This window comes from Kutzneria viridogrisea DSM 43870, assembly GCF_000525635.1.
In the GTDB taxonomy this organism is placed as follows: Bacteria; Actinomycetota; Actinomycetes; order Mycobacteriales; family Pseudonocardiaceae; genus Kutzneria; species Kutzneria viridogrisea.
On sequence record NZ_CP007155.1, the window covers coordinates 5,207,741 to 5,231,992 of the forward strand.

The following is a 24,252-nucleotide window of genomic DNA, read 5'->3' on the forward strand; positions in this document are numbered from 1 at the left end:
CTGACCACCGAGGGCTCAGCGCGCCCCGGTGGTCCTGGCCACCAACCGGTCGGCCAGGTCCCGCACCTTGATGTTGTCCCGCTGGGACTGCTCCACCAGCAGGGTGAACGCCTGCTCGGCGGTGACCCGGTGGTTGGCCATCAGAATGCCCTTGGCCTGGTCGATCACCGCCCGCGTGGTCAGCGCCCTGCGCAGTTGCGCGCTGCTCGCCTGTGCCTGTTGGTAGCGTCTGGCGCTGCGCAACGCGGCCTCCACCGCGGTGGTGTAGAGCTCCAGCAGCCGCGCGTCCAGGTCGGCGAAGCCCCCGGCGTGCCTGCTGTAGCAGTTGAGCGCCCCGGAGTAGGCGTGGTCGACCACCAGCGGGGCGGCCAGCACGCTGCTGATGCCCGCTTCACGTGCGGCGCGGGCGAAGCCGGGCCAGCGCTCACCCGACTCGCTGATGGCGGCCCGCACCAGCTTGCCGGTGCGGGCGGATTCCACGCAGGGACCCTGCCCGGTGCTGTACTGCTGGCGGTCCAACTCGGCCACCCGCTCGTCGGTGATCGCGGCGGTGTGCGCGCCGGTCTGGCGCACCAGGGTCAGTGATGCCGCGTGCACCCCCGGCACGGCGTGGGTGACCTGCTCACAGGCCTGGTGCAGCAGCACCTGGAAGTCCTCGGTGGTGTCCAGCGCGGCCGAGAGTGCCTCCAGTGCGCCGGTGACCTCGTCCAGTACGACCGGCCACGAGGCAGGCGCCTCCGGTGCGGGCGCGTCGGCGGGCTCGGTGCGGTCCATGTCGCCTCTCCTGATCGGGTGATCGAGTGAGGAGATCGCGTCCAGAGCGGCACAGGAAGGAGCCGACACCGAACACCCTGCCGCGGTGTCGCGACAGGGCGGGATGCCGTTCCTTCCGGCCACTCTGCTGGACCGGACGACAGTGCGCGCCTTTCGGCGGTACTCCGTGCCCCCGCGCGGTTCACGCGCAAGGGCCGGACCAGCTTAGAGCACCTGCGCGCATGATCAATCAGAGAGGTCGGCGAAGCGCAGCCGCCCGGCCACCACCTCGGCGGCCACCGCCAGCAGCCTGCGGTCCTGGCCGAAGGCGTGCGCCCGCAACCGGCTCAGCGCCTCGGCCACGCCCACCCCGCCCTGCGCGGCGAGCATGCCCGCGGCCAGGTTGACGTCCTGGTAGTGGCCGGGCCGCTCGCTGAGCCGGTGCGCCGCGCCCTCGTCCAGCAGCGAGGCGGTGGCGACCTGCGCCAGCACCGCGGCGTCGGCGGACTGCTGGCCGTCCAGCAGCCCCGGTCCGCGCGAGTACAGCCGCACCGTACCCAGTGGCGCACCGTTGGCCTGCAACGGGAAGGCGAAGACCGCGACCGCGCCCATCGCCAGGGCCGCGTCGGCGAAGACCGGCCAGCGCGGGGCGTCGGACAGGTCCGGGGCGAGCGCCGGGCGGCCGTCGAGGAAGGCACTGACCCCGGGCCCCTCACCGAGCGCGTAGTGCAGTTCCTCCAGCCGCTGCGCCCACTCGTCGGTGGCGGCGAGCAGTTCCTCGACCCCGTCGGGGGTGCGCAGCGACAGCGCGGCGGCGTCCACGGAGTTCAGGCGCTGCACGGCCGCGGAGCACACCGCCTCGGCCAGGCCGAACCAGCCCGCGAGCGGGTCGTCGGCGGCCAGCGCCTGGTAGGCGCCGCGGTAGCAGGTCGCGATGATCTCGTTGCGCCGTGCGGACTCGGCCAGGGCGGTGACGTCCTCGGCGTGGTGCAGCACGCCGACCACCCGGCCCGCCTCGTCCAGCAGCGGGGAGTTCACCAGGCTCCAGGTCCTGCACACGAACTCGCCCGTGCCGCCGGGCGGCGGGATGTCGTAGGGCTGCACGCCCATCGCGTCCGGCCTGCCGTACCGCAGCACGCGCTCCAGCGAGGCACGGAGGTTGCGCACCCCCTCGGCGCACGGGTCGGCCGGGAACACCTCGAACAGGAGCAGGTCCAGCAGTTCCTCGCGGGTGCGCCGGGTGGCCCGCAGGTAGGCGGAGTTCACCGCACGGATCCGCAGTCCGGCGTCCAGCACCAGGTACGGGGCCGCGGTGGCCTCGAACAGCGCGCTGTCGGCCACCGATCTGAGCGACTCGTGCATCGCAGCCCTCCAGCGCGCTCCCGGTGGCGCATGACACTGCCACCGTAGGCCACGGGGCGTTCAGGAGGCGCCGCACGGCGGCCTCCAAGTCGTCCACGTGCCAGTACAGCACCGTGCCGGACGCGCCGGTGGACGGCCCCGCTGAGGCGTACCTGGCGTCGACCAGGCCGAGTTCGTGCTGGTGGTCGCGGTACGGAACCCGTGGCCCGCTACCGGTCCTGAGCCGCGAGCGAGCGCAGTTCCCTCGCCAGGTTGGACTTCGCCGCCGCCTCCCAGAGTTGACGGCCCGCTTCGGTGGCGTACAACGGTTCCCGCGACACGAGCTCGGTCAGGACCTTCGTGCGGCCCGCCCGCCAGGCGGCCTCGTCGTACGCGGAGTACTCCTGGCGCACCGCGGCACGGTACTCGTCGTAACCGGCCTCCTCCGCCGCGAGGATCGCCAGGTCGGCGTCCAGCAACGCGAGCGCGGTCAGGTCCCCGGCCGGTGCCGTGTGCGCCGCGGTCGCCAGCACCAACTCGGCCGCGCGGGCGGCGTGGACCGCGGCGACCCTGGCCCGGGTGAGCCAGTGCTCGACCCAGTCGGCGCTGCGCTGCTCATCCTCACCCGGACGTCCGTCGTAGACCACGTCGTGCGCGCAGGCCGCCACCACGAGCAGCGCCCGCTCCACCTCGGCCAGCCCCAGTCGGTGCGCCAGCCCCGTCGCGTCCCGGACGACCGCCTCGACGTGCACCAGGTTGTGGTACCGCCGGTGCGGTTGCGCGTACCGCCGCACGAGTTCGGCCGCCGCCTCGTCCGCCACCTGTCCGTCGCCACCCAGCGCGAGCACCGCGCACCGCCATGCCTTCCGCACAGGGCCATACTGCCTGGTTCAGGCGCCGCACTGCTGCTCAGGTGCTACCGTGAGCCGGAACCGGGGGGATCACGTCGCGGCGCCGGTTCCACACCGACGCACAGAGGACGAACGTGAACGAAGGCACCGAATTCGGGCACATCCCGCCGACCACCCTGGCCGACCTCCTGGGCCGCGAGCAGGTCATGGACATCGGCATCCGTCCACTGTGGACACCCGCGCGCCGGGTCGCCGGTCCCGCGTTCACCGTTCGCTGCCCACCCGGCGACAACCTCATGCTGCACGCCGCCATCTACCGGGCTGAGCCCGGCTCGGTCATCGTGGTCGAGTCCGGTGACCTCGACTACGCCCTGGCCGGTGGCAACGTGTGTGCCGTCGCCCAGCGTCGCGGGATCGCCGGGTTCGTGCTCGACGGGCTGATCCGCGACCTCGCCGAGGCCCGCGCGATGGACTTCCCCGTCTTCGCCAGGGGCGTCATCCCCATCCCCGGGGCCAAGTCCGCCGTCGAACCGCTCAACACCCAGATCCGGTGCGGTGGGGTCACCGTGCACCCCGGCGACATCGTGGTCGCCGACGAGGAGGGCATCGTGGTCGTGCCCCGGGCCCGGCAGGACGAGGTGCTGCGCGGCGCTCAGGCGAAGTTGGCCAAGGAGTCCGACGAGTCCCTGGACGACTGGGAGCAGGCGCATCGCACCCGCGTCAACAAGATCCTCGCGGAGAACGGGTTCACGGGCTGAGCCGTGCCAAGCCCGGCCGCGTCAGCCGACGGCGGTCAGCTGGTTCGCCACGGTCTCGCAGGTCAGGCGCACCACGGCCCGCAGCTCACCGTCCGGGATCCCGGCGCGGCTGAGGACCGCGAGCGATTGGTTGACCGCGAGGACGTAGGTGGCGAGATCGTCGAGCGTCCCGGGATCGGCGTGCGAATCATCCAGTGCGGCCCTGATCCGTGCACGTTGGCGGTCGAGCAGGTGGCGGACGTGGGTCGCACTGTCGGCGGTCAGCACCTCTGATTGGGCCGCCGACTGGGCGACCAGGCAGCCCTTGGGCACAGCGGGGTCACCGATCCTGGCCAGGACTACCTCGAAGAACGCTTCGACGGCGCGGACCGGATCGCCCGGGTGTGCGGTGAGCGCGTCCTCGTAGCGGGCGCCGTACGTCGCGCAGTACCGGTCCAACGCCCGACGGAACAGCTCGTCCTTGCCGGTGAACGTGCCATAGAGGGAGCCGCGGCCCAGGCCGGTGGCCGCACTGAGCAGATCGAGCGAGGCGTCGGCGTACCCACGCTGCCAGAACACCGCCATGGCCTTGTCCAGGGCCTCGTCCACGTCGAACTGCTTGCGGCCCGTCATGCCCCGCCTCCTGTCCGCACCGGCGGTGTGAGTCTACCTACTTCCTGGAATGAACAGTACAAGAATGATGGACTGATCGTTCCAAGATGGCCTACGGTGGGCGCTGTGACAGAACAAGAGAACAACCCGACAGGTCGCGGCTCGGTGCGCGGCGCCCCGGGGTTGCCCGACGGCTTCGCCGACACGTTCCGCAGCGCCTGGGTCCAGGTCGGCGACCTGCGCCTGCACGCCGTGACCGGTGGCGACGGACCGCCGTTGTTGCTGCTCGCGGGCTGGCCGCAGACCTGGTACGCGTGGCGGGAGCTCATGCCCGCACTGGCAAGGGATTTCTCGGTGGTCGCCGCCGACCCCCGGGGCGTGGGACTGTCCGGCAAGCCGGACCAGGGCTACGACACCGGGACCCTGGCCGCCGACATGGTGGGACTGATGAGCGCCCTGGGCCACCACCGCTTCGCGATGGTCGGGCACGACGTCGGCATGTGGACCGGATACGCACTGGCCGCGGACCACCCGGAACGGCTGGAGCGGCTGGCGGTGGCCGAGGCCGTGATCCCCGGCCTCGCGCCCTCCCCACCGCTGTTCGCCCCGCAGGAGGCCATCGAACGGTTGTGGCACTTCGGGTTCAATCGACTCGGCTCGCTCAACGAGCAGCTCGTTCAAGGCAGGGAACGACTGTTCTTCGGGCACCAGTTCACGACCAAGGCGGCGCAACCGCTGCCGGAGCACGCGGTCGAGCTCTACATCGAGACCCTGGCATCCGACCGCGAGGCGCTCCGTGCCAGTTTCGAGTTCTACCGCGCGATCGACACGACAATCGAGCAGAACACCCTACGCAGGCAACAAAAGCTGACCATGCCCGTACTGACCATTGCCGGAGCCCGCTCCGTCGGCGAACTGGTCGGCGCGACCATGGCACCGGCCGCCGTGGACGTCACCAGCGTCGTGCTGCCCGACTGCGGCCATTTCCCAGCCGAGGAAGCCCCGCAGGACATGCTCGCGGCGCTGAGCGAATTCCTGGCCCCGTACCGCAGGTCTGCGCTAGCCAGCGGCTGAGGTATCGGCCGGTCACGCCAGCCGCCCGGCCAACTCCGTCAGCGCCTGCCCCAGCGGCAGGTCGACCCGGACCGCCGCGTGCGGATCTCCCCGCGTCACGCCCTGGTTGACGATCAGCACGGGCTTGCCCGCCTTGGCGGCGTAGCGGACGAAACGCAGGCCGGACATGACCGTCAGCGAGGAGCCGAGTACGAGCAGGGCGCTGGCCTGGTCCACGAGCTGGTAGCACTGCCGCACGCGGTCGGCGGGCACGTTCTCGCCGAAGAACACGACGTCCGGCTTGAGCACGCCACCGGCACAGTCGGCGCAGTCCACGAGGGTGAAGCCGTGCACGGCCTCGGCGGGCAGTTCCACGTCGCCGTCGGGGTTGACCTGGGTCGCCTCGGCGGAGAAAGCGGGGTTGGCGGCGCGCAGACGCTGGTCCAGTTCCTCACGGGAACTGGTGCGACGGCAGCCCAGGCAGACGACCCGGTCCAGGCTGCCGTGCAGCTCCACCACACCGGGTGTGCCCGCGGCCTGGTGCAGACCATCCACGTTCTGCGTGAGGACCCCGTCGAGGTAGCCGCGGGCCCGCATCTGGGCAACGGCCCGGTGCCCACTGTTGGGCTGGGCGCGGGCGATGGTGCGCCAGCCCAGGTGGCTGCGCGCCCAGTAGCGGCGTCGCCCGTCCTCGCTGGTGGCGAACTCCTGGTAGGTCATCGGGGTGTGCCTGCGCAGACTGCCCGTGCTGCCGCGGTAGTCGGGGATGCCCGACTCCGTGGACAGACCGGCGCCACTGAGCACCAGCACGCCACCCGCGGCGACCACCTCGGTCACCTCGTCGAGGCTGGTGGTCCGCGGGAGCGGCTCCCCCGCGGGCGTCCAGGTCAGGGTCGGCCGCATACGCACGCGTGCAGCCTACGTGTCACGAGCCCAGTCGTGCCGTGAACAGCCTGCTGGCGTGCATGGCCTTGAGCTCGGGACCGAACGGCCGCCCGTAGGCCTCGCCCAGCGAGTCGGCCTCGTGCACCCGCACGGTCCACCCGTTGTCGGCGAGCCAGCCCGTCGGCTCGTACTGCTTGTCGGCGGGCCACATTTCCGTGATGTCGAACCCGAACTGCTCCACCATGTAGCTCATCGGCGGCTGTTCGGCGAGCGCGGTGACGTCCCCCTCTATGTTCTCCGCCGCGATGGCACTGCCGGGCGCGGACAGTGCGTGCATGTTCGCGAACAGCCGGGCCGTGGCGTCGTCGGGCAGGAACGGCAGCAGGCCCTCGGCGAGCCACGCGGTGGGCCGGTCCCGGTCGTACCCGGCGGACAGCAGCGCCCTGGGCCAGTCCTCGCGCAGGTCGATGTGCACGGGCCGCAGTTGGCATCGCGCCCTGGCGTGGCCCTCGGCGAGCACCTGCGACTTGAACTCCAGCACCTTGCGCACGTCCAGCTCGTACACCACGGTGCCGGTGGGCCAGTCGAGCCGGTGCGCACGGGTGTCCAGACCGGCCGCGAGCAGCACCACCTGGGTCAGCCCCGACTCGGTGAAGTACGTGTCGAAGAAGCGTGACCGCACACCCAGGTAGGTCCCCATGGCCTCCCAGGCGGCGCCCGGCGCGGCCTCGCCCGGCCTGGTGGGCATGGGCGGCTCGGGACGCGCCGCGCGCACGAACGACTCCGCGTACGGGTCGCTGACCAGCGGGTCCGGCCGGTAGGCCTCGATGGATCGCGCCGCGGACACCGCGAGCGCCGTGATGCCGACACCGCTGACGATGTCCCAGTCCGCCTGGTTCGCCACCCGCATCTCCTTCGACAGTGCGTAGCCACCCCGACACCGAATGTAGCCCAAAAACTTCGCTATGCTAAATAGTGACCTGGGCCACACCCCCTCGTGCCGTTTGCCGCGCGACCGCCCCGGGTATCCCCGTTTGTCAGCAACGCCAACCGAGGGAGCCGCTGGTGAACGAGACCCCGTCGGCACTGGTCAGCGTGCGCACGCAGCACCTCGACAACGCGGTGGTGGTCAGCGCGTCCGGTGAGCTGGACATGGCCACCACCTCCGCCTTCGCCGACGCGCTGGACAGAGTGGTCCTCGACGGCATGCACGCCATGGTGGTGGACCTCAGTGAGGTCGTGTTCTTCGGCTCCGCCGCGCTCAGCGTGCTGATCCGCCTGCACCGCGCGGCCACCGACCGTGGGCTGCAACTGCGCGTGGTGTGCGGCCCCCTGGTGGCCAAGCCGCTACAACTGACCGGTGTGGACCAGTTGCTGAACCTGTTCCCCTCGCTGGACGAGGCGCTGCACAACCTGACCCCGAACCCGCTAGGTAGCTGAGTTATTCGGGTTGAGTGCGGGGCCAGGCTGGGCAAGACTGCGCCGCATGAACCGCGCACCCCTGGTCGGCGACGAACGCTCACAGCTCGACGGCACACTGGAGCTGCTGCGGGCATCGGTGGTGCGCAAGGCCACCGGCCTGAGCGAGGAGCAGGCCCGCCGGGTGCTGCTGCCCTCGGAGCTGACCACGGTGTCCGGTCTGCTCGGGCACCTGCACCAGGTGGAGAACTACTGGTTCGGCGTCGTGCTCGGCGGCATGCCGGACGCGTGGAAGCAGTACTACGAGGTGGATGACGACGCCGAGTTCCGGATGTCCCTGGACAAGCCGGTGTCCCGGCTGATCGCCGAGTACCAGAAGCAGTGCGAGATCAACCGGGGCATCACCGCCGGGCTCGACCCGGGCGCGGAGATTTCTTTCAACGGCAAGCAGTACACGGTGCGGTGGGTCTACCTGCACGTGATCAAGGAGACGGCTCGGCACGCCGGGCACCTGGACCTGTTGCGGGAACTGCTGGACGGCGCCACCGGCGAGTGACCGGCGGCGCCGCCGGGATCAGCCCCAGGTGGTGCCCGCGGGCTCCTGGATGGTGACGTTGATGCGGTTGAAGAAGTTGGTCGTGGCGATGGTCAGGATCACCCCGGCCAGTTGCTGCTCGTCGAAGTGCTCGGCGGCGGCGTGCCACACCTCGTCAGGCACGCCGTCCCCGGTGCGGTCGGCCAGCCTCGTCGCGGCCTCGGTCAGCGCCAGCGCGGCCCGCTCCGCCTCGGTGTAGAACGGGGCCTCCCGCCAGGCGGCCACGTTGTCCAGCCGGTCATCGCTCTCCCCCGACTTCCTCGCCAGCTTGGTGTGCCCGTACACGCAGGCGCTGCACCCGTTGATCTGGCTGGCCCGCAGGCCGACCAGTTCACGCGTGCCCTCGGGCAAGCCGCTCTGGTTGATCGCCTTGATCAGGTGCTGGATGCCGGTCATCGCCTCGGGCAGTACGAGGGCGGGGTTCTTGGTCCGGGACTGCATGGTGGTGTTCTCCTCTCGTCACAGCACTGACGGATCGGGAACACCAGTTGTGACAACAGCTGCCGCGCTGCGGGATTAGGGTGCTCGGATGATCGAGGTTCGTCGCGCGGGCCCGGACGACGGGGACGCGCTCGGTGAGATCCACGCCGCGGCCTGGGAAGCGGCCTACGCCCCCTTCTTCGAGCCGGGGTTCGCCGCGCGGGCCGTGCGGGATCGGCGCACGCGATGGCACCGGCGGATCGAGGAAGGCACAGGGACGATCCTGCTCGCCGTGCTCGACAGCCGTCCCCTGGCGCTGTCCTTGGTCCTCCCGTCCTCGACCCGGCCAGGTCTGGCGGAGATCTACAGCTTCTACGGCCACCCCGACGGCTGGGGCAGCGGTGCCGCCGCCGCGTTGATGACCGGGACGCTGCGCTGCCTGCGCGAGGACGGATTCGCCCGGGTACACCTGTGGACGCTGCGCGGCACCCCGCGCTCTCGCCGCTTCTACACCAAGTGCGGCTTCACCGAGACCGGTGCCGTGCGCACCCACGACTTCGGCGACGGCAACCCCCTCGACCAGGTCGAGTACGAGCGAGCTTGTTGACCCACAAGGCAAGTACGTGCCTCGTTCTACTCGAAGCGCGACACTCGGATCGGTATCGTCGCCGTGTGCCCGAACTGATCGCGCCCACCACCCGCCTGCACACCGCCTGGCTCCAGGCGCACGAGGAGTGGGGTCCCGGCGTCCACGAGGATGGTTTCGGGCTGCTGCCGTCTGATGATGTCGACTCGCCAGCAGGGTTCGAGGCCTGGGTGGCGCGGCTGGCTGAGGAGTCGGATCCAACCAAGCAGCTGCGTTGTACGTACCGGTGGATCGTCGAGGACGAGCAGGTGCTCGGCGGGATCGCGCTGCGGCACGGGATCAACGACTTCGTGCTGCGGGCCGGCCACATCGGCTACGGAATCCGGCCGTCCTCGCGCAGGCGCGGGCTGGCCACCTGGGCGCTGGGCCAGATGCTCGAGGAGGCCCGGGTGCTCGGCCTGGGCCGGGTGCTGATCGTCTGCGAGGTCGGCAACACCGCCTCGGCGAAGACGATCGAACGCCACGGCGGCCTCCTCGAAGGCGTCCGGGACACCGAACTCGGCGCCGTCCGGCGGTACTGGATCACGATCTAGTGGCGCGTCGCGCATCGTTGACCTGGTATCCGGTCCGGGCCGAGGCTGCGCCGAGCCACTAATAGCCGACCAGCCGCCGTCCCGGGTTCTCACGGCCGCCAGATGTCGATGGCGATCTCGCGTGTCCGTTCGCTGAAGACCCCGCTCGGGCTGGCGCTGTGCAGGAGCCGTCGAAGCTCGGCCTCGAACTCGGCGCGGCGCTCGCCGAACAGGTGTGGCGCCGAACTGGACAGGGAGAAGACGGCGGCCACGATGTCATCGGTCACGCGAGTGACGACGCGGCCCGGCACCTCGATCCGCCGCGGTCCGGTGAACCCGGCGGCCCGGTAGATGTCCGCCTCGCCCGCGACCGTGCCTTGCGGCAGCAGGCTTCGGCCCGCGCGTCGCACCGGGCCGAGGTGGCTGCGCACCAGTTCCGCGATTGACGAGTGCGGCGGCCGAGGATGCGGCAGCGCATCCCCACCCTCGGCTCCCTGATGCGTGGTGGCGTGGACGTGCACGCACGCTCCTGCGGGGTCCAGCATGCCGCGCACCGCCGCGGCGACCCGGGGCCGGTCCATCCAGTGGAACGACTGGGCGAAGCTGATCAGCCTGAAGCTGCCGAGCCCGGCGGGCAGGTCCTCACCGCGCAGGCACAGCCACCGGGTGTTCGATATCCCCGCCTGGGCGGCGAGCCGACCGGCTTCGTCGATCATGTCCCGGTCGGCGTCGAGCCCGATCGCCTGCTCGAACAGGGCGGCCAGCGGCAGGGTCAGCGAACCGGGGCCGCACCCGACGTCGAGGAGGCGACCAGAACCGTCGAGGTGCAACTCGGCGGCCAGGGCGTCCGCGAGGGTCTTGGGGTAGGCGAGGCGTCCTCGCGTGTAGTAAGCGGCACTGCCGGAGAACAGCGACGGGTCCCATTCCCACGTGTTGAGAGCCACAGTGGTGAGCATAGGCCGACGCACACCCCGCGAAATTGACCGCGTTCAAGTCAACCCAGCACTGCCGGGATTGCGCGGTGCCGCGCCCGGCGGGTGCAATGACCCTGTGACGCCATCGTGCCCGGAATGCGGAGCTCCCGCCCTGCCGAACTCCTGCGATGCCCTGTACCAGCAGTTGCTGGCACTGGACCATGCCCGGCAGGCGCCGTGGGGACCGCTGCACGGCGTCGCGATGGCCTGCTTCTTCCTCCAGCACTCTGCGCGTCAGCCCGCTGGGGCCCGGCCGGTGCACTGGGGGATGCTGCACGCCTACCTCCGCGACGGTCAGGTCGGGGTGGCCGCCCTGACCCGGCGTGTCCGCAAGCTCAACTCCCACCGCTCCGGGGGAAGGCCCCCGCGGGCCGAGGACTTCGCCGGGGCACCGCCGTTCCCCGACGTCGACCCACCCTCGGCCTTCGACACCACGATCGCCGATGTCGCCGGGGACGGCGGATTCCCCGCTGAGCGCTACGAGGACTCGGTCCGCGCCTGGGTGGCGGACACCGTCAAGGCCTGGCGGGACGCGCGCTGACCGACCTGGGCCGCGCAAGGTCCTCTAGACGAGTAAGTCCTAACTGATCAGTGGTCGTAGGCGATCAGGGATCGGGTGACGGGCTGGCCGGTGGCCCGGTTGTGCCAGATCGCAGCGGTCAGTGCGAGCAGGCGTTGGGCGATGCGCGCGGTCACGCCGTCGATGGTGCGGCCGCCATGCAACTCCAGGTCGAGCTGACCTTTGAGGCTGTCGTTGACCGACTCGATCAACTGCCGGACGGGTTTGAGCAGGTGCTGGGCCGGATGCGGAGTGCGGTTGCGATACGACGGGCGCAACAGCCGCACCCCGCGCTCGGCCAGGTAGGCGTCCAGCTCGCGGGAGACGTAGCCCTTGTCCGCGATGATCAGCAGACCGGGTCGGTCGGCCAGCACGGTGGGGTCGTGGTCCAGGATCGCCATCAGCACCTGGCGTTCGTCGAGCTTCGGATGCGCCAGCGCCCAGGTGATGGGGAGTCCTGCCGGGGTGCAGATCAGGTGTAGGCGCAGTCCCCAGAAGAACCGCGAGTGGCTGGAGCAGTAGCCGTAGCCTGCCCAGCCGGCGAGTTCAGAGCGTTTGGTGGTCTCGCGGGAGCGGCCGCACTCGACCGGGGTGGAGTCGACAATCCAGGTCGCGTCGGTCCACAGGTCGGTGTCCAGGGCCAGCAGCCGGATGATCCGTTTGAGCAGCGGGACGGCGGTGCGCAGCCGCTTGTTGTAGCCGGACTGCTGGGGCAGATACGGGAAAGCGCCGGGCAGGTGGCGGGGCAGGAACCGGAGCCAGCGGGCCTCGGAGCGGATGCCGAGCAGAGCCTGGGCCACGGCCAGAGTGAGTAGTTCGGCGTCAGTCAGCTTGGGCGGGCGTCCGGTCCGGGCGGGCCTGCCGAGGTGGTCATCGATCTTGACGTAGAGTGCGGTCAGAAGGGTGTTCAGGTCGGTCCTCACAAACTGATCTTGAACACCCTTCGTCCGTCTTCAGCCACCGCCCGGACTTAGGACTTACTCGTCTAGTGCTCCGTTCCTCAATGTGCGTGCGATTGGCCCCTGGTCGTGATCTTCGGCTAGGGGCATCGTGCATGGTGAGGAGGCGCTGGCTATGCCGAAGTTGTTGTTCGCGCGTCCGCCGCGCGGGATGTCGAGGAAGAACGCGTGGTTCGCAAGCTTGCCCGGGCGCGGCACGCACCCGGGGATTGGATCCAGCGAGCCCGGATCATCGTGTTGAGTTGGGACGGGGTCCGTGGCCCGGCGATCGCCGCCCAGCTGGGGTGTCACCCCGAGTCGGTGTGCCGACGGCTGCGCCGGTTCAACGCCCAGGCCCTGGGCGGGCTGGGAGTATCGACCCCGGTGTGGACGTAAACGCCGGATCACCGAGAATGAACGGTCCCGGATCATCGCCTTGGTGAAGCTCACCCCACCGGGGCGGTTGCTTCCCCGCACGTGGGAGGAGGGCCTGGCGGCCTCCGATGAGGACGGCCCGCCGGTGGGTACGCTGGACTCCCTGGCCGAGACCGCCCGTGGCTTGGGGATCCAGGTCGGCCGCAGCCAGGTCCGGCGGATCCTGCTGGCCGAGGGGGTGCGCTGGCGGCGTACGAGGTCCTGGGTCACCAGTAGAGACCCTGACTTTGTCCCACAAGGACACGGATCCTCGAGCTCTACACTGATCCGCCGGACGATACGACTGTCGTCTGCGCCGACGAACTCGGCCCGGTGATCCCTCGCGCGTTCCCGTCCGCGCCAGGCTGGTCACCGGATGGGCATGGGGTCAAGTCTGACGTGGACTACTCTCGCGGCCCGGAGAAGACCTGGGTGTACGGCGGGCTACGTGTCCGGGATGGACAGGAGATCACCTGTACCGCGTCCTCGCGTAACAGTGTGTGTTACCAACGGTTTCTTCAGCTGGTCGAGGATGACAACCCTGAGGGCGAGATCGTGATCGTCACCGACAACCTGTCCAGCCACAACGGCAAGTCCACTCGCGAGTGGCTGGTTGATCATCCCCGGATCCGGCACGCGTTCATCCCTGTGGCCGCCTGCTGGCTCAACCTCCAAGAGAGCTGGTGGCGGCTGTTCCGCCGTGCCGCCCTGGCTGGCCAGTCCTTCGCCGGCCCCGATGACATCGACCACGCCACCCGAGTGGCAACCGCGCAGCTCAATTCCCGTGCCAAGCCGTGGGTTTGGGGGCGTCCGCCTCCTCCACCCGGGAAGCTGAGACGCCGGTTTGGCTATCTCCTTTGAGGAACGGAGCACTAGCCACCAGAACAACCGAGTAATAGGGCGCCGGAGATCGCTACCACCGCAGCCACCACCGTGGGTACCAGTCTCGTTGGTAGCGGAGGCAGTTTCGCCTGCTCCGGCACGGTCGGCGAGGGCTGTGCGGTCGAGTCGCTCATGCCGAATACCTCGCGTGACGGCTCACGGGTGCTACAGCCTGCGCGGTTGCCCTGCCCATGAGCGGCCAGGACGAGACAAATGATCGAACTGGACTACTTGTGGTCGAGCGGCTTGATGAGGTCGGGTGCGTCGTTGCGGATGTTGTTGACGCGGCTGGAGACCACCCTGCACGCGGCGGAAGAGTGCTGTTCGTGGCGTGGACGTGTGCTATGCCAGCGTGTTTGGCGTGCCGTCCGAGCGTCGTCTCCCCAGGCTGGGCCCCAAGCACCAGAAATACGGGTCCTGGTCAGAACGCCAGGGTGATCATCGACCAGACAGCGAACAGAAGTAGTGACGAGCCAGCCCCCACTCCGGTAACCGCGCTGATCGTGAGGTTCCAGCGTCGGGCGAGGGGAACCGCGAGGAGTGCCCCAACCGTCAGGACCGTGGCGAGTACGTACAGGCTGGCGTACTGGAGTACCGAAGCCATCGGATAGAAATGTATCCCGACCACGAGACAGATCCACGGCGCCAGGTACTCGGGTTTGCGGCGGATCACCAGCAAGACCGCCCCAAGAGCCGCCACCCCGAACTCGATGCCCAAGATGATCAGGTAGGCCCGAATCGCGCCGTCGTTGGCGAGGACCGACCCACTGTGCCAGTTCTGCCAGGCGAGGATGCCACCCGAGATCGCGGTGATCACACTGAGAACTGAGCCGGTGATCAGCGCCGCCTTCCACGCCGCCGGTGGCCGCTCCTGAGCCCACCCGAACCATACGGAGGCGAAGAAGCCAAGAATGGCAGCCGTCATCGCACCATCACGTAGGAACATGTGGTCCAACGGGTGGGCCTCCCTAGGACAGGAACACGCGCAGGCAAGTCTCGCACCTGAAGGACAACGCCGCTCGCGTCTCGCCATCGCCGGTATGACCGGGCGACCAGGCCAGAGATCTCTTCCCGTTCAGCCAGCGACAACTGTAACTCCCACGAACTGTTGAGGGATGCAGCCGCATCGCCCGTGTCAGAGCCTCAACTGCCTGCCCTGACCACCATCGCCGCCAGACCTCATCGATCTCCGCCGGCAACAACGCACTCCTCACCATGATCCACCACGTCCTCTCTACCTGGAGAAACGCGGTGTTGGGGTGACCCGTTGAGACCGCAGTTACGGGACGGCTACGTGCCAGTGGCGGTCTTGCGCCACAGCTCACGCCCGGCAAAGGTCGTCACCGCCACTCGACTACGTGACGCACCATGGTTCATGGCGCACTTTGGCCGTTGGCCAGCCTTGTGCTTGTCTACATTGGGTGGTTCAGGGTGGACACTGCGTGGACTTCTCCGTGCATAGCGGCATTGAACCGAGACGCATGGATCGGCCGAGGAATCGCGGCGGCACTGACGAAGATGCGTTACGCAACGGCGACTTCCACGCCTCGTTCACATGATCAGATGACAGTGCCGGCGGTAGCGACCCGAGTGGCGTTGGACGAGTTGGTGTGGGAGCGGTGCGAGCTGCCCCGGCCACCACCACTCTGGACAAGAGGGTCACCTCGATTCCGGTGATGAGGAGGACTTAAGCGCGTGGCGCAGGAGGTCAGTGGCGGGGGCCGCGCAGCCGGACTGGGCCGCGCGGTGGTCGGCGCGGGCGTGGTGGCCCTCGCGCTCGGCGCAGGCACCGGGATAGGCACTGCCGTCACCGACGCGTTGGGTATCACTGGATTCGGCGCGCGGCTGCTGCCCGCGCTGCTGTGCAGCTCCATCGCCGTTCCCCTCGTGCTCGTCCTGCGCGTGCGATGGGATCACAGGTCCCTGACCGGAATTGGTCTCACGGGTCCGCGCGAGAGCATGGCAGCCTTGCTGCTCGGCGTCGTGGTCACCGGGGGCAGCGCTGCTGCCGTGCTCGGGGCCGGCACAACCATTGGCTGGGTGCGCTGGGGTCCGCTCGACCTCACCGCCTTGTTGGCGTTCGTGCTCACCAACGGTGTCATCGCGCTGCTGCTCGAAGCGCTGCCGGAGGAAGTGACCCTGCGCGGCTACGCCTGGACCTCACTGTGCGAACGACATCGGGCCGTCCTCGCCACGCTGCTGACGACCGCACTGTTCCTCGCCATCCCCGGCGCCGCCAGCGTGGTGTCCGCGGCGGTCACCGCGGTCCTCGGTGGCGGCCCGTCTCCGATCGGCATCGCCCCGGCAGGCGAGGACCCGTTCTCCTACCTGGTGCTGCTCACCGTGTTCGGGTTGACGTTGGTCGCGGCGCGCACGGCCACATCGTCGGCATCGCTGTGGACCTGCGTCGGCACGCACCTCACATTCCTGACCATCAACCGTGTCACTCTCTTCGGGCAGCAGCGTGGGGCCGGCTGGTCCGCCGAATTCACCACACCCGACGCCGTCCTCCTCATCCCCGCATACCTGATCGTCGCCGCGCTGACGTACCTCACGGTCGCCCACCTACGCAGGCAACGCTCGAGGTGATTCGCGGTTCCGCTGCCGCCGCAACTCCAGCCTGACGGTCTACACTCGGTGGCTACAATAGGAGCACACTCACGAGAATGCGCTTGTTCAGCGCAGACCAAGTAACCGAGCCTGTCAGCTGAGGTGGGTGTGACCGCTGGCCGTATATTGCGTGGCCTGGTTCGTACCCATCCCTTCATCGAGGCCGAATGCACTCAACAGGAGAAACATGTGGGCGGCGTCCGGCCCGCCGTGGGGAAATACACCACTCGGCAGCCATCCAGATCTACCTCGACCCCGGCCAGCAAATATACTGTTCCCTCCCCCAGTGACAACGTTGTATCGTGATGTAATAAAATCGCAGCTCTTCATGATCGACTGTCTAGACAACAGTCATGATCACGAAGAGCTGCGCGAGCCCTGCGCGATGGGTTGCACACCCAGATTCCATCACAAAGCGTCACCTTCGGCATCGACAGACCCCTCGTCCCGCCAAGTTCGTAAGACGCGCCAATTAGAATTGAGGCCGTCGCGCGCACGTAATATTAACGTTCCTATGGATTCTTGCAGAGGCCGTTACACACATACAAGCCCAACGAGCCACACCCCTTATGGCGTTGACAGTTGTTGGTTTTTCCACAGTACTGATTGTTACTGCACCAGTTGTCCCGATCGGAGCACTGACACGACGGCTTATCCAGAAGCGAAGCGCGCGAGGCGGCCGACTCGTCGGGAGGTCCAAGTGTTGCAATCAGCGCGCGGGCCTCGTTGTATCCAAATGCCTCCACTGCGGCTTCTTTGAGGTCGCCGAGGCGTCGTGACATATCAGGGTCGAGGGTTCGTTCAAATGTGGACTGTGTGCCCGCAATCGCGGTGGCGCTGTCGAGAACCTTCACCTGTTCTGCCGTGAGTCCGGGATGTGTCGTACAGTAGCGGTTCAGGTGCTCCAACCAGAACCGGCTCTTAGATTCCGTCGACAGCGCCGAAAAGATGGCCATCCGATATTCCATAGGGTAAGCAATGATAGCGTCGTAGTGCTCCGGGAGGCGCTCTTTGTTCGCTTCAATCCAGGAATCTATGGTGGCGCATTTCCGCTCCGCAAAGGCGGTAGTTCTGCCTGCGAGTATCATTCCTGCCACTACTGCGATACCGGTGCCGAGCTGAAGAAATTTCTTTCGTCCCACCGTCCTCTCGCCAGCTCCTTCTTCGGACGGGTGCTCGCCCGCCTGGCGGCGCAACTGCCCCAAGGAACGCAACACGCGCATTGTTGATCGTGGGCCTAGCCGACAGGCCAAGGGGATTCCCATCGCCGTTCCAGTCCAGGAACGAATCTTGTCAGCTTGGACCTTTATTAGTGTTGGCGTCCATGGCGCTTGAGAACCTAGACTTTGTTCCCGCCACCGACCCACATCCGGATGAGCTAGTGGAAGTAACTCAAGTTTTCCGTCGCACGCTTGTGCGACCGCGCTAGAGATCTTGAGGCATTTCTCGCACGACGCATCAAAAGCGAGTATCCAACGCATTTCCGGGACGTTCATCCTAAAACTCCTAAAACTGTTAAGTGAAACGCCCGTCGGGTGCGACATGAGGGCGCGAAGCGCGCACACCGACCACCATTCACGCTCAGCGTTCCCGCAAGGCCGCATCAATAAAACAGGGGGCGGCAAGGTGCAGGAACGATCGTGATTGGCCGCGTGGCATCGAATCCATGCCGGTCACCTTGGTGAGTAGCATGCATGTTCGCGATGGGCGGTTTGTAATGCTATCAGCAACGCGTCCCACTCAGGTGGCGAAAATCCGTCACTGACAAAATTCGGCCGCGCCCTGGCTTGCCGACCTCAGGAGCTGGGACCGTCAGAACGCGTCGTCGAAGCCTTGCAGGGCAGGAGGCATCGAATTTTGTCGGAGCTTGATGGCTGAAGCGACCGCCTTATCGTCGACGTCCCGGAGCGCGCGGACTCGCCTTCGCGTCTAGCATCGGCGCCTCGATCGAGCCTGCCACCTGATCCACGGCCTGCTGCTCGTTGTCCGTCACGAACGCAGGTGTGTTGCAGCCGCAGCCGGAGTACCAGGGCCATCGGTTGGCGCCACTCACACGGAGCACCTGCGTGCACTAGTGCGGTGGTCATTTAGGTTTGTCGGGTTGGTCAAGCCGCTCGGGGACGGCCTCAGCGTTGCTGGCGTTGGCTACGGACTCGTGCTCGTTCGCGGCGTGAGGCGGCCAGGACATCGGGATGGCGGGCGTTGGCGTTGCGCCATCGCAGGTACGCCTGGAGTTCACGGGCCAGCACGGTGTGGTTCGGGTGAGTGGAGTTGCCGATGGTGCAGGTGCGCAGTGGGCCGAACTGGGCCTCGACCGGGTTGGCCCAGGAGGCGTAGGTCGGGGTCAGACAGAGTTCGACCTTGTGGCGTGCGGCCCAGACCCTGATCGTCGGGGTCTTGTTCGCCGACAGGTTGTCCATGATCACGTGGACGGGTGCGCCGTCCGGTCTGGCCGCCCTGAACGACTTCAGAGCGGCCGGGCTGTGATTGGCGCCTTTGCGGCGCCGGGTCACGCCCCACAACCGATCGTCCACGATGGAGTAGCAGCCGTGGAAGTAGCGGATGCCGTGGGTGCGCCGGTAGGTCGTCGGTAGTCGATCCGGGTGGCCACTCGGTGCCCAGCCGAGGCCGTGGTGCGGGCGGATGGGCAGTGGTCCGAGCTGGTCGAAGGCAAAACACCGCTGTGGGAGCGGGTCAAGACCTCGTCGATGCGGTCGAGCTTGGCGTCGAAGTCCGGGTCGTTGGATTCCTTCCAGGTGCGGGTTCGCTGGAAGGAGATGCCCCGCTCGCTCTGGATCTGCCGGAGTCGTTCCCGGCCGATGCTCATTCGCCGTCCGGGAGTGTTTCCCAGGTGGGCGGCGAGCTTGCGCAGGCTCCAGTGGGTGAAGGGCAGGCCCAGCCGTGTCGGGCGGGCCTTGGCCGTCGCCACAATGAACTCGATGTCGTCATGGCTGATCAGGCTGGGACGGCCTCCCGCCCACCGAGGGTCCAGAGCGACCAGCCCAGCAGACGAGGTGTGTACCACCGAGCAGGCCGCCTGAGGTCAGCCGACCAGGTCCTGGCAGCGCTGCACAGCTGACCTCGCCAGAGCTGCGACAGGCCACGAGACGCGCCTCAGCCATCACGCGCGACGGCTTGCCGCGGCGCCGAACGCGGCCCAGGCCAGCAGCACGGCACCGAGCACGCCGATCACCCAGGAGATCCAGGTCGGCGCACCGAACAAGCCGATCAGGATGCCCGAGACGCCGAACGAGGTGTGCCACAGCACCTCGGTCAGCGCGGAGCCGAAACCCTGCACCAGGCAGAGCAACCCCACGATCCACAACGCCGACCGGACGTTCTTGCTCGTCACAACAGCCTCCCCACGTAGTGATGCACTTGCATCAGTACGCTAGCATGGGTTCCGATGCAGATGCATCACTACAGTTGTGGAGGCCACCCATGCCGAGGCAGATCGACCACGAGGCTCGGCGCAGCCAGATCGCCGAGGCGGTGTGCGCGCTGATCGCCGAGCGCGGGGTGGAGGCGGCGACCCTGCGCGAGGTCGCCGCGCGCGCCGAGGTGTCGATGGGTGCCGTGCAGCGCGCCTTCCCCAAGGACGGCGGCATGCTGCGGTTCGCGCTGGACCACCTCATCGCCGAGGTGGAACAGCGCGGCACCGAGCGCATCGCGGGCTCCTCCTCGGCCAGGGTCCTGCTCACCGTCACGCTCCAGGAGATGGCGCTGGCCGGGACCGATCAGGGCGCCCAGGCCAGGGTCTGGCTCGCGTTCCTGGCCCACGCGGGCGTGCGCCAGGAGTTCGCCGCCGTGCTGCGCGAGCACCATGCCAAGGCCCTCGACCTGCTCGTGTGGATCATCGACCACGGCCGCCGCACCGGCGAGATCCGTGCAGGGCTCAACTCTCGCCTGGAGGCCCGCACCCTGCACGCCGTTGTCGACGGACTCACCCAACAAGTCGTGATCGGCACCGTCACGGCCGAAGATGTGCACCAACTACTCGATCATGCTGTGAAGCCTCTCTGGACCTAGGCGAAAACCGGTATCTTCGCGCCGAGCCAAGGGGGTACTTCGATGAAGGTCTACGCCGAACGCCCGACCCGATTCGCCTTACAACTGGCCAGCGATCTGTTCGCCGTGGCGCTGATGATCACGGCGGGGTGGCTCGCCTCCGACCTGTACGACGAGGTGATGCGGCTGCGCGCCCCCGGCGACGGCCTGGTCAACGCCGGGACAAGGATCAAGGGCACGTTCGACTCCGCGGCCAACAGCGCCCTCGACGTGCCGCTGATCGGCCACTCGCTGGCCAGGGCGCTGGACAAGGGTTCCGACGCCGGGGCCACGCTCATCGCGGCCGGGCGGGAGCAGATCGCCGGGATCGCGGAACTGGCCTCGTGGCTGACCTTCGGGTTGATCGCGTTGCCGCTGCTCCTGCTGTTGCTGACCTGGCTGCCGCTGCGGGTGCGCTACCTGCGCCGGGCCAGCGCCGCCGCCCGGCTGCGCGCGCTCGGCGAGCCTGGACTGGACCTGCTCGCGCTGCGCGCGCTGGTGAACCGGCCGATCGCCAAGCCCTACGCCACCGAGGGCTGGCGTGAGCGGGACCGCGAGGTCATCGCCGAACTGGCCACCCTGGAGCTGCGCCGCCACGGCCTGCGTCCCCGACCAGTTCCGCCGCCGAGCGAGTATTGATCACCTGCTCGGGCCGGATCCCGCAGCGCTCGGCGCGCTCACAGCCGTAGGCCAGCCAGTCCAGCTGGCCGGGGGCGTGCGCGTCGCTGTCGATGGCGAAGGTGCAGCCCAGGTCCACGGCGAGGTCCAGCAGGCGCATCGGCGGGTCCAGCCGGTCCGGCCTGGAGTTGATCTCCACGGCCACCCCGTTGTCCCGGCACGCGGTGAACACCGCCTCGGCGTCGAAGGCGGACTCCGGGCGGCGGCGCCCCGTCAGCCGCCGACCCGTGCAGTGGCCGAGCACGTCCACGTACGGGTTGGCCACCGCCGCCAGCATGCGCCGGGTCAGCTCCGGCTCGGGTGCGCGCAGGTCCGAGTGCACACTGGCCACCACGACATCCAGTTGTGCCAACAACTTCTCGTCCTGGTCCAGGGAGCCGTCCGCGAGGATGTCCACCTCGATCCCGGTCAGTACCCGGAACGGCGCCAGTTCCTCGTTGAGCTGGGCCACCAGGTCGACCTGCCTGCGCAGCCGGTCGGCGGACAGCCCGTTGGCCACGGTCAGCCGTGGCGAGTGATCGGTCAGCGCCACCCACGAGTGGCCCAGTTCGCGCGCGGTCCGCGCCATCAGCCGCACCGGGCTGCCCCCGTCGGACCAGTCGGAGTGCATGTGGCAGTCCCCGCGCAGCGCCGCCCGCAGATCCGCACCGCCTTCGACCGGCGGCTCCTGCTCCGCCAGACGTGTGAGGTACTCGGGCTCCTCACCCCGCACGGCCTGGCTGATCACCCCGGCGATGGCCGTGCCGATACCGGGCAACCGGGTGAGCGTGCGCTGCCGGACGTAGCCGCGCAGCTCCTCCTCCGGCAGGTCGGCGACCTTGGCAGCGGCACGCCGGAACGCCTGCACCTTGTAGCTGGACTCCCCCGCCCGCTCCAGCAGGAACGCGATCTGGTTGAGCGCTCGCACAGGTTCCACCACGATTGGGTACCCCCTTTCCACCGGTACTGATCCCGCGTGCCCTCGCACACGGGACCAGGTTCACCCGGCCAGGGGTTTGCCCTCCGGAGGCGGCACCGACGCCCGCCGCGCAGCCTCGGTGAACTGCGCGGCCAGGTACGCGTGGGTGAACTCCGCAGCGCTCCCGTTGAGCAGGTGCACCGTCCGTGGCAGCACACCCGCGTCCCTGATCTGGTCCATCAGCTGGTCCACCCGACTGCGTGCGTCGAGCACACCAGTGGCCGTGAATTCCTGTCTCCTGCCCAGCGATTCCACGCTCACGCGCCACGTACCGCCGTTGTTGCTGTAGTTCGCGGTGAGCAGTTCCATCTCTCTCCCTCTGCAGCGACCTCCGTCCGCAACCACAAGCTACCCACGAACGAAGCCCCCAAGCGGGTCAATCCGGATTACTACCCGGATTTCGGTATGCATTCGGGTGGAACCCGTTGTGGCGCAACACGTTTGGCCGAATCGAAGGCTGCTCGGCGATGGCCGCGCGCATGCCGATGCTTCACGCGAACAGGTGAAACCGGCGGCTTGGGCCAGCAGGCGGCAGACTGGGCCGTACGGTGCAGCCGCCCAGAGAGGAACACGTGATGGCCAGCCAGACCGTTGCCGAACAGTTCGTCGACATCCTGGTGCAAGCGGGGGTCCGGCGGTTGTACGGGGTGGTGGGCGACAGCCTGAACCCGGTGACCGACGCGGTGCGGCGCAGCTCGCGGATCGAGTGGGTGCAGGTGCGGCACGAGGAGACCGCCGCGTTCGCCGCCGGGGCCGAGGCGCAGGTCACCGGGCGGCTGACGGCCTGCGCCGGGAGCTGCGGTCCCGGCAACCTGCACCTGATCAACGGCCTGTTCGACGCGCACCGCAGCATGGCCCCGGTGCTGGCGCTGGCCGCGCACATCCCCAGCGGGGAGATCGGCACCGGCTACTTCCAGGAGACGCATCCCGACCGGCTGTTCGCCGAGTGCAGCCACTACTCGGAGATGATCTCCCACCCCGGGCAGATGCCCCGCGTGGCGCAGACCGCGGTGCAGCACGCGGTGGGCCGCTCCGGGGTCGCGGTGATCAGCATGCCGGGTGACGTGGCTGGCCAGTCGGTGCCGGTGCGGCCCGGCAGGTCGGCGCTGGTGAACCGGCGGCCGACCGTGCGGCCCGGCGAGGCCGAACTGGACGAGCTGGCTCGGCTGGTCGACGGGGCGGAGCGGATCACGCTGTTCTGCGGCAGCGGCACGGCCGGTGCCCACGCGGAGGTGATGGCCCTGGCCGACCGGGTCAAGTCCCCGGTCGGACACGCGCTGCGCGGCAAGGAGTGGATCCAGTACGACAATCCCTTCGACGTGGGCATGTCGGGGCTGCTCGGCTACGGTGCCGCCTACGAGGCGATGCACGAGTGCGACCTGCTCCTGTTGCTGGGCACGGACTTCCCGTACAACGCCTTCCTGCCCGAGGACGTGCGGATCGTCCAGGTGGACATCCGGCCGGAGCACCTGGGCCGACGGTCGCGCCTGGACCTGGGCGTGTGGGGCGATGTGGCCGAGACCCTGCGCTGCCTGACGCCGAAGGTCCGGCGGCGAACCGACCGGAGCTTCCTGGACCGTATGCTGCGCAAGCACTCCAGCGCACTGGAGCACGTGGTGTCCGCCTACACGCGGGAGGTCGAGCGGCACCGTCCGATCCACCCCGAGTACGTCGCGTCCGTCCTGGACGAGGTCGCCGCCGAGGACGCGGTGTTCACTGTGGACACCGGCATGTGCAACGTGTGGGCGGCGCGCTACCTCACGCCGAACGGCCGCCGCAGGATCATCGGCTCGTTCACCCACGGGTCGATGGCCAACGCGCTGCCGCAGGCGATCGGCGCGCAGGCGGTGGACCGGGGCAGGCAGGTGGTCACCCTGTCCGGGGACGGCGGCTTCTCCATGCTGATGGGCGACTTCCTCACCCTGGTGCAGTACGACCTGCCGGTGAAGGTGGTGCTGTTCAACAACTCCTCGCTGGGCATGGTGGACCTGGAGATGATGGTCGCCGGCATGCAACCGCACGCCACCCGGTACCAGGGCACCGACTACGCGGCGATCGCGCGGGCCGCCGGGGCGCACGGGATCCGGGTCGAGGACCCGCACGAGGTGCGCCGCGCACTCGAGGAAGCCTTGAGCCACAAGGGTCCTGCGCTGGTGGACGTGGTCACCGATCCCAACGCCCTGTCCATCCCGCCGCACATCACCGGCGAGCAGATGGCCGGATTCGCCGTTGCCACCAGCAAGATGGTGCTCAACGGCGGGGTGGGCAGGATGATCCAGCTCGCCCGCGCGAACCTGCGCAACATCCCTCGGCCGTAGGGGTGGCGGCCAGGTTGCTCCGAACGGTCCGTTTCCGGACCCGTGCCCGG

28 protein-coding genes and 1 pseudogene are annotated in these 24,252 nt (G+C 68.6%); 13 read left to right on the forward strand and 16 right to left on the reverse strand.

Annotated elements, in window-relative coordinates; genetic code table 11:
- Positions 1-15: 15 nt before the first annotated feature.
- From KALB_RS22995 to KALB_RS23005, 3 genes are all read right to left on the reverse strand, one after another.
- Entirely contained in the window at positions 16-774 is a 759-nt protein-coding gene (locus KALB_RS22995; RefSeq protein WP_025358064.1) for an ANTAR domain-containing protein, read from the reverse strand.
- Positions 775-999: 225 nt separating this feature from the next.
- Positions 1,000-2,115, reverse strand: coding sequence for a PAS domain-containing protein (locus KALB_RS45530; RefSeq protein WP_025358065.1), 1,116 nt, complete (start codon positions 2,113-2,115; stop codon positions 1,000-1,002).
- A gap of 209 nt (positions 2,116-2,324) precedes the next feature.
- Positions 2,325-2,966, reverse strand: a complete 642-nt coding sequence (locus tag KALB_RS23005) for an HD domain-containing protein (protein WP_025358066.1) — start codon at positions 2,964-2,966, stop codon at positions 2,325-2,327.
- A gap of 113 nt (positions 2,967-3,079) precedes the next feature.
- Between KALB_RS23005 and KALB_RS23010 the strand changes: the two genes are divergently transcribed.
- Positions 3,080-3,703 (forward strand): RraA family protein, encoded by a 624-nt coding sequence (locus KALB_RS23010; RefSeq protein WP_025358067.1) that lies wholly within the window; start codon positions 3,080-3,082, stop codon positions 3,701-3,703.
- Positions 3,704-3,724: 21 nt separating this feature from the next.
- On the opposite strand, the gene KALB_RS23015 is transcribed toward KALB_RS23010, so the two are convergent.
- Positions 3,725-4,315 (reverse strand): TetR/AcrR family transcriptional regulator, encoded by a 591-nt coding sequence (locus KALB_RS23015; protein ID WP_025358068.1) that lies wholly within the window; start codon positions 4,313-4,315, stop codon positions 3,725-3,727.
- 105 nt (positions 4,316-4,420) lie between these two features.
- Between KALB_RS23015 and KALB_RS23020 the strand changes: the two genes are divergently transcribed.
- Complete coding sequence (locus KALB_RS23020) at positions 4,421-5,368, forward strand: alpha/beta fold hydrolase (protein WP_025358069.1); 948 nt, start codon at positions 4,421-4,423, stop codon at positions 5,366-5,368.
- Positions 5,369-5,380: 12 nt separating this feature from the next.
- Here KALB_RS23020 and KALB_RS23025 read toward each other — a convergent pair whose 3' ends face one another.
- Together KALB_RS23025 and KALB_RS23030 are read right to left on the reverse strand one after the other, a co-directional pair.
- Complete coding sequence (locus KALB_RS23025; RefSeq protein WP_025358070.1) at positions 5,381-6,256, reverse strand: NAD-dependent protein deacetylase; 876 nt, start codon at positions 6,254-6,256, stop codon at positions 5,381-5,383.
- Between the two features lie 16 nt (positions 6,257-6,272).
- Positions 6,273-7,136, reverse strand: a complete 864-nt coding sequence (locus KALB_RS23030) for an SAM-dependent methyltransferase (protein WP_236649994.1) — start codon at positions 7,134-7,136, stop codon at positions 6,273-6,275.
- 161 nt (positions 7,137-7,297) lie between these two features.
- Here KALB_RS23030 and KALB_RS45535 point away from each other — a divergent pair, with 161 nt between their 5' ends.
- Both KALB_RS45535 and KALB_RS23040 read left to right on the forward strand, forming a co-directional pair.
- A complete protein-coding gene (locus tag KALB_RS45535) occupies positions 7,298-7,672 on the forward strand; it encodes an STAS domain-containing protein (RefSeq protein WP_025358072.1) in 375 nt (124 codons plus the stop codon).
- Between the two features lie 46 nt (positions 7,673-7,718).
- Complete coding sequence (locus KALB_RS23040; protein ID WP_025358073.1) at positions 7,719-8,207, forward strand: DinB family protein; 489 nt, start codon at positions 7,719-7,721, stop codon at positions 8,205-8,207.
- A gap of 18 nt (positions 8,208-8,225) precedes the next feature.
- On the opposite strand, the gene KALB_RS23045 is transcribed toward KALB_RS23040, so the two are convergent.
- The gene (locus tag KALB_RS23045; RefSeq protein WP_025358074.1) at positions 8,226-8,687 is read right to left on the reverse strand and encodes a carboxymuconolactone decarboxylase family protein; all 462 of its coding nucleotides are present in this window, start codon (positions 8,685-8,687) and stop codon (positions 8,226-8,228) included.
- Between the two features lie 88 nt (positions 8,688-8,775).
- Here KALB_RS23045 and KALB_RS23050 point away from each other — a divergent pair, with 88 nt between their 5' ends.
- Both KALB_RS23050 and KALB_RS23055 read left to right on the forward strand, forming a co-directional pair.
- Positions 8,776-9,273, forward strand: a complete 498-nt coding sequence (locus KALB_RS23050; RefSeq protein WP_025358075.1) for a GNAT family N-acetyltransferase — start codon at positions 8,776-8,778, stop codon at positions 9,271-9,273.
- 65 nt (positions 9,274-9,338) lie between these two features.
- Entirely contained in the window at positions 9,339-9,845 is a 507-nt protein-coding gene (locus KALB_RS23055) for a GNAT family N-acetyltransferase (RefSeq protein ID WP_025358076.1), read from the forward strand.
- A gap of 89 nt (positions 9,846-9,934) precedes the next feature.
- Here the strand turns inward: KALB_RS23055 and KALB_RS23060 are convergent, their stop codons facing one another.
- Entirely contained in the window at positions 9,935-10,768 is an 834-nt protein-coding gene (locus tag KALB_RS23060) for a class I SAM-dependent methyltransferase (RefSeq protein WP_025358077.1), read from the reverse strand.
- Between the two features lie 106 nt (positions 10,769-10,874).
- Here KALB_RS23060 and KALB_RS23065 point away from each other — a divergent pair, with 106 nt between their 5' ends.
- Positions 10,875-11,339: a DUF5946 family protein gene (locus KALB_RS23065; protein ID WP_030108347.1), complete on the forward strand. Its 465-nt coding sequence runs from the start codon at positions 10,875-10,877 to the stop codon at positions 11,337-11,339.
- A 47-nt stretch (positions 11,340-11,386) separates the two neighbouring features.
- Here the strand turns inward: KALB_RS23065 and KALB_RS23070 are convergent, their stop codons facing one another.
- The gene (locus KALB_RS23070; RefSeq protein WP_025357383.1) at positions 11,387-12,280 is read right to left on the reverse strand and encodes an IS982 family transposase; all 894 of its coding nucleotides are present in this window, start codon (positions 12,278-12,280) and stop codon (positions 11,387-11,389) included.
- 204 nt (positions 12,281-12,484) lie between these two features.
- On the opposite strand from KALB_RS23070, the gene KALB_RS48595 reads away from it, so the two are divergent.
- Complete coding sequence (locus KALB_RS48595) at positions 12,485-12,691, forward strand: helix-turn-helix domain-containing protein (RefSeq protein WP_025358079.1); 207 nt, start codon at positions 12,485-12,487, stop codon at positions 12,689-12,691.
- 285 nt (positions 12,692-12,976) lie between these two features.
- Positions 12,977-13,570 carry a transposase gene (locus KALB_RS23080; RefSeq protein WP_081789457.1) on the forward strand — a complete coding sequence of 198 codons (594 nt, stop codon included), beginning with the start codon at positions 12,977-12,979 and terminating at the stop codon, positions 13,568-13,570.
- A gap of 442 nt (positions 13,571-14,012) precedes the next feature.
- Here the strand turns inward: KALB_RS23080 and KALB_RS23085 are convergent, their stop codons facing one another.
- Positions 14,013-14,546 carry a hypothetical protein gene (locus KALB_RS23085; protein WP_025358081.1) on the reverse strand — a complete coding sequence of 178 codons (534 nt, stop codon included), beginning with the start codon at positions 14,544-14,546 and terminating at the stop codon, positions 14,013-14,015.
- A 740-nt stretch (positions 14,547-15,286) separates the two neighbouring features.
- Between KALB_RS23085 and KALB_RS23090 the strand changes: the two genes are divergently transcribed.
- On the forward strand, positions 15,287-16,180 hold the full coding sequence (locus KALB_RS23090) for a CPBP family glutamic-type intramembrane protease (RefSeq protein WP_025358082.1): 894 nt from the start codon (positions 15,287-15,289) through the stop codon (positions 16,178-16,180).
- A 533-nt stretch (positions 16,181-16,713) separates the two neighbouring features.
- Here the strand turns inward: KALB_RS23090 and KALB_RS47685 are convergent.
- The 4 genes and pseudogenes from KALB_RS47685 to KALB_RS23100 all read right to left on the reverse strand — a co-directional run bounded on the left by KALB_RS47685 (position 16,714) and on the right by KALB_RS23100 (position 19,553).
- Positions 16,714-17,424, reverse strand: coding sequence for a bacteriocin fulvocin C-related protein (locus KALB_RS47685; protein WP_158510789.1), 711 nt, complete (start codon positions 17,422-17,424; stop codon positions 16,714-16,716).
- 903 nt (positions 17,425-18,327) lie between these two features.
- Complete coding sequence (locus tag KALB_RS49315; protein ID WP_338033871.1) at positions 18,328-19,080, reverse strand: transposase; 753 nt, start codon at positions 19,078-19,080, stop codon at positions 18,328-18,330.
- Positions 19,071-19,226 (reverse strand): annotated as a pseudogene (locus KALB_RS49320) (helix-turn-helix domain-containing protein); the annotation flags it as partial. The pseudogene KALB_RS49320 and the gene KALB_RS49315, both read right to left, overlap by 10 nt.
- A 96-nt stretch (positions 19,227-19,322) precedes the next feature.
- The gene (locus tag KALB_RS23100; RefSeq protein ID WP_025358084.1) at positions 19,323-19,553 is read right to left on the reverse strand and encodes a hypothetical protein; all 231 of its coding nucleotides are present in this window, start codon (positions 19,551-19,553) and stop codon (positions 19,323-19,325) included.
- A gap of 89 nt (positions 19,554-19,642) precedes the next feature.
- Here KALB_RS23100 and KALB_RS23105 point away from each other — a divergent pair, with 89 nt between their 5' ends.
- Positions 19,643-20,230: a TetR/AcrR family transcriptional regulator gene (locus KALB_RS23105; RefSeq protein WP_025358085.1), complete on the forward strand. Its 588-nt coding sequence runs from the start codon at positions 19,643-19,645 to the stop codon at positions 20,228-20,230.
- A gap of 42 nt (positions 20,231-20,272) precedes the next feature.
- A complete protein-coding gene (locus tag KALB_RS23110) occupies positions 20,273-20,887 on the forward strand; it encodes a hypothetical protein (RefSeq protein ID WP_025358086.1) in 615 nt (204 codons plus the stop codon).
- Here the strand turns inward: KALB_RS23110 and KALB_RS23115 are convergent.
- Together KALB_RS23115 and KALB_RS23120 are read right to left on the reverse strand one after the other, a co-directional pair.
- Positions 20,808-21,842, reverse strand: coding sequence for a PHP domain-containing protein (locus KALB_RS23115; protein ID WP_025358087.1), 1,035 nt, complete (start codon positions 21,840-21,842; stop codon positions 20,808-20,810). The two genes, KALB_RS23110 and KALB_RS23115, sit on opposite strands and share 80 nt — an antisense overlap.
- A gap of 63 nt (positions 21,843-21,905) precedes the next feature.
- Positions 21,906-22,193 (reverse strand): hypothetical protein, encoded by a 288-nt coding sequence (locus KALB_RS23120; RefSeq protein WP_025358088.1) that lies wholly within the window; start codon positions 22,191-22,193, stop codon positions 21,906-21,908.
- Between the two features lie 266 nt (positions 22,194-22,459).
- Between KALB_RS23120 and KALB_RS23125 the strand changes: the two genes are divergently transcribed.
- Positions 22,460-24,202 carry a pyruvate dehydrogenase gene (locus KALB_RS23125; RefSeq protein WP_025358089.1) on the forward strand — a complete coding sequence of 581 codons (1,743 nt, stop codon included), beginning with the start codon at positions 22,460-22,462 and terminating at the stop codon, positions 24,200-24,202.
- Positions 24,203-24,252: the final 50 nt, after the last annotated feature.